The sequence below is a fragment of the Psychrobacter sp. genome (genome assembly GCF_030457785.1).
GTDB lineage: Bacteria > Pseudomonadota > Gammaproteobacteria > Pseudomonadales > Moraxellaceae > Psychrobacter.
This window is the reverse complement of sequence record NZ_JAKDUI010000230.1, coordinates 1-4,024: the sequence shown is the minus strand read 5'-3', so window position 1 is coordinate 4,024 and position 4,024 is coordinate 1. Positions and strand designations below refer to the sequence as shown.

Below are 4,024 nucleotides of genomic sequence, written 5' to 3'. Positions count from 1 at the left end.
TGAATGTGAATATCGGTGGTATCGATCGAATGTTGCGTATTATCGCTGGCGTTATTATTATTGCGTTAGGCGCTTATTATCAAAGCTGGTGGGGGATTGTTGGTCTGATTCCTTTATTAACGGGAGTCTTCCGTTTTTGTCCGCTATATACGATGGTGGGCGTGAATACTTGCAAACGTTAAAATATATAATTTCAATTTAACTTAGGACGCTTGGAACATACACAAAAGGTGTTTAGCATGTATGAATAATCATTGCTGATCGCTACTGGTTTATCAAAGCTTTGAGTCCGTCAAAGCTTAATTTACCAAAGCTTGTCGTTTATCAAAGTTGTGTTCCACACAAGTCACTAATCGCAGATAATGTTAATGCATTAGCGAGCTGACTAATGATAAAGTCATAAAAAGGTCAATAGTATCAAGTGCTATTGACCTTTTGAGTATGTGTCCAGCCAATAAAGGAGTCGTCACATGAATGAAAAAAATCTGCAGAACTTTCATTTAGTATGTCCGCATTGCCAAGCGACCAACAGAGTGCCCTCTACACGCCTGAGCGCTGCGCCAAATTGTGGCAAATGTAGCCAACCGTTGCTAACTGGTGTGCCGCAAGAATTGACCTCACAAACAGCCAATAAAGTTATTCAGAAAAATGACGTACTGACTATCGTTGATTTTTGGGCGAGCTGGTGTCAGCCTTGTATCATGATGGCGCCGCAGTTTAAGGTGGCAGCCAATCAACTGCCGCAAGTGGTCTTTGCGAAACTGCAAACAGACAAGTATGAACAGGCTGCTGCACCGTATAATATTCGTAGCTTGCCGACGATGGTCGCCTTTAGGAATGGCAAGGAGGTCGCACGTCAATCAGGGGCATTGCCAAGCCATCAGATTATTCAATGGGTACAGAGTCTGCAGCCATAAAACCATAAAAAAAGCCAATACCTGATCAACGTATTGGCTTTTTTGTTGTGCAACAGGAATGCCTTGGGTAGCGCCTACTGCTCAGTTATGCGCGATAGTGTTTATTCACCGTAAATCTTCACGCCATCGACGAAGCTACATTTTTGGATGCGTCCAGATTGAATAATCGCATCGCGTTCACCATACAGTCGTGACAATGTTGCGTCGCGCGACTTAGTATCGTTGCTTTTGCCAACACCAAAAGTGATATTGGGCGAGATGCCCCAGCGGCCAGCAGATATGCCAACACCGACACCAGAGGTAGATAGTGTTGATTGTTGGTTTCGAGCCGTTTCAGCATAACGGTTGATGCGGTTGTACTCTTGAGTGAGCGCGTGGCAATCATAGTTCTGATAGGTGCTAGGTGGCACATATTGAGGTGTGACATTGCCAGTAGAGGCGCAGCCCGAGAGTACAAAAATGCCAGCAGTGGATAGTAGTGTCGCTGCGGTGAGATTTTTCATAATGATTCCGTAATACTAAGTTATTATCGTTGCGTGTAAGTAAGATAGCAAAAACCAACGCATTAAGATATTGAAAAACATACTGTTTATAAAATGTTTTTCGGAAAATCTAGTAGCAAAAGCTAATCCAAGGATAGTGTTGTCGTGGGGCTATGTCCGTACGAACTCAATATCAAATGCTTATCAAAACAAATTGCCAGGCTTAGCAAACGCAAGAATGACGATGCCGACATATGCAATCGTAGCGATGAGAACGCCTGCTTTTTTTTGAGCAACGGTCGCATGGTAATTAAAGGCTTTCATACTGGAGCTAACAGCAGCAACTAATAGTATTATTTTGGCAAATGCCCACTGTACCGGGGCGTTAACGCTCATCAGTTGCATCAGCATGATGCCCCCTGACACGATGAGTAACGCGTAGATAATATGCGAGGCTATCTTAATCGTACGAGGTGCGCGATCATTAGCACTTAGTACCAAATAGCTTTGATATAAAAACAGTGCGATGGTCAGCGCTGCCATTAGCATATGTAAATGTTTCATTTAAGTATTATTTCCTCTAAAAGTGCGGTGAGCAGGCGTGTCTGATGGTTGTACAATTTGATGATTGCATAGATAGAATGTGCTATTTGTTTTGTCCAGCACAGGACGGGCTGTCTGGGCTTTGACCTTCCCATTCTGATGGTGTGTAAGCATGAATGGCCAAAGCATGTACTTGACCGTCTTGTGAGGTCAGCAATGGATTTACCAGTCCATAGACCAATTGATGGCGCGCAACCAAGCGCTTTCCTTCAAAGTCGTCACTGACGATGGTGAGTTTGAAATGACTTTCTTTACCTTCAAAGTAGCCAGAATGATTCATCGACTCATTGATCAGTTCGATATGCTGCGGTTGTAAATCCTGTAATTTAGCATTCAAAGCATCGGCGGTAGGTGTGGTACTCATAACAATCCTTCAATGTGTTTTGTTTATATAGATATAGATAGTTTGATTAATTTGCTTTTCTTGATATATGTATTCTACGTAGCAGCATCCATTCAATATGCTATCGGTGGACTGTGGAGCCCATTATAGCAGACACTGATATTTATACTTTTTGGCGTCAATACAGTGTATAAACACAGCGACGTTCAACTGACTTTTTAGCCCCATCTGCGTACTTAGTTATCTGCTTCCACTCGACAGTTGAGTGAGGTTGAAGTGGTGGATTTTGGTTTAAACAACAAAAAACAGAGCACAACGCTTGGTTTGCACTCTGTGATTATTACTTGTCATCTAGGTTCGATAAGCCCCAACGATTAACAGCGTGGATTAACGGCGTGACTGTTGATAAAGAGGCATTACTTTGGGCATCAACGATTGCATATCAGAGATACGGCTACTACTGCTTGGGTGAGTGCTTAGAAATTGTGGTGGCTCACCTTCGCTGGCGTTTTGCATTTTTTGCCATAAGCTAATTGCCGCTTGCGGGTTATAGCCAGCCCGTGCCATCAACTCTAGGCCGATTTGATCTGCTTCACTTTCTTGTGTACGGCTGTGAGGGCGGCTTAAGCCTAAGTCACCAGCGACGTTTGCTATCTGTGCCTGTCCTTGTGATAGTCCGAAAATACTAGCAGCCAGCCCGATACTGGTTTGGGTGGCGTATTCGCGTGACATGCGCTCGCGCGAGTGTTCACGTAATGCGTGCGAGATTTCATGTCCCATGATCGCTGCGATTTCATCATCAGTTAGATTTAATCGATCGATAATACCTGAATAAAACATGATTTTACCGCCTGGCATGACAAAAGCATTTAGCTGATCGGATTTTATCGTGTGTACTTCCCAATCCCACTGTGCAGCATCTGGACGGTAGACACCCACTTGACCAATCAAACGATTTGCAATAGTTTTTAATCGATTAACTTGGGCTTGGTTGGTATTTAGTACGCCTTTTGCATTTGCTTCCTGCAATGTTTGGGCATAGCTTTGTGCGGATAATTGTAAAACTTGTTCGCTTGAGACCAACAGCAATTGTTGACGGTCAACACCAACGGCACCAGTGTTAGTAGTGCTGCTACAGCCAGTCAAGGTAAGTGCCGAGATTGAGGCAGCCATCACGGTAGTCGTCAGGAGTTTTTTCATAATATACATCCTCGCTGTAAATAATAAAAAATGAAGTTAAACAAAGTGTTTACAAATAAAGTGCTCGTCTCAGAGGAAAAAAATAGGACGTAATAGACAATGACAGTCAGGGACTGTGTCGTTTATAGCCTGTTATGATCTGATGACCACTCAAATATATGAGATTTTACCTGACCTGCACCCCATCGTGAGTATAATAATGTTAACGCATCAAGACCAATGCAGGGAAGTAACAGTACATACTGTGAATGTAAGTGCGTCAACCAGATGCAAAACAGGCATTGTTTTGCTTCAATAAAGAGAGCATTGCTGCTATATCTATCTACTATCTCCAGCTACTATTAATAAGCAGTATTACGATGTGCGTTTGTGCGTCGAGGCAAGTTGCGGCTATGCGTGGGGAAAGACGCATAATCACGTAAGCACTTTATTAGAGAGCCTTTATCGATAAATTTTTTAATATCAAATGTTTACGATTA

At 42.9% G+C, this 4,024-nt stretch carries 6 protein-coding genes; 2 read left to right on the top strand and 4 right to left on the bottom strand.

Going from position 1 to position 4,024, the window contains the following annotated elements:
- Both L0J61_RS09800 and trxC read left to right on the top strand, forming a co-directional pair.
- Nucleotides 1-182: DUF2892 domain-containing protein (locus L0J61_RS09800; protein WP_367651954.1), on the top strand; the 182-nt coding region annotated here is incomplete at its 5' end.
- 288 nt (nucleotides 183-470) lie between these two features.
- Nucleotides 471-917: a thioredoxin TrxC gene (gene trxC / locus L0J61_RS09795; protein ID WP_301466260.1), complete on the top strand. Its 447-nt coding sequence runs from the start codon at nucleotides 471-473 to the stop codon at nucleotides 915-917.
- A gap of 101 nt (nucleotides 918-1,018) precedes the next feature.
- Here the strand turns inward: trxC and L0J61_RS09790 are convergent, their stop codons facing one another.
- The 4 genes from L0J61_RS09790 to L0J61_RS09775 form a co-directional block, all read right to left on the bottom strand.
- Entirely contained in the window at nucleotides 1,019-1,420 is a 402-nt protein-coding gene (locus tag L0J61_RS09790) for a hypothetical protein (protein WP_301466259.1), read from the bottom strand.
- A gap of 183 nt (nucleotides 1,421-1,603) precedes the next feature.
- Entirely contained in the window at nucleotides 1,604-1,963 is a 360-nt protein-coding gene (locus L0J61_RS09785; protein ID WP_301466258.1) for a SirB2 family protein, read from the bottom strand.
- Nucleotides 1,964-2,045: 82 nt separating this feature from the next.
- Complete coding sequence (locus L0J61_RS09780) at nucleotides 2,046-2,366, bottom strand: BolA family transcriptional regulator (protein ID WP_301466257.1); 321 nt, start codon at nucleotides 2,364-2,366, stop codon at nucleotides 2,046-2,048.
- A gap of 366 nt (nucleotides 2,367-2,732) precedes the next feature.
- Entirely contained in the window at nucleotides 2,733-3,545 is an 813-nt protein-coding gene (locus L0J61_RS09775) for a M48 family metallopeptidase (RefSeq protein WP_301466256.1), read from the bottom strand.
- Between the last annotated feature and the right edge of the window lie 479 nt (nucleotides 3,546-4,024).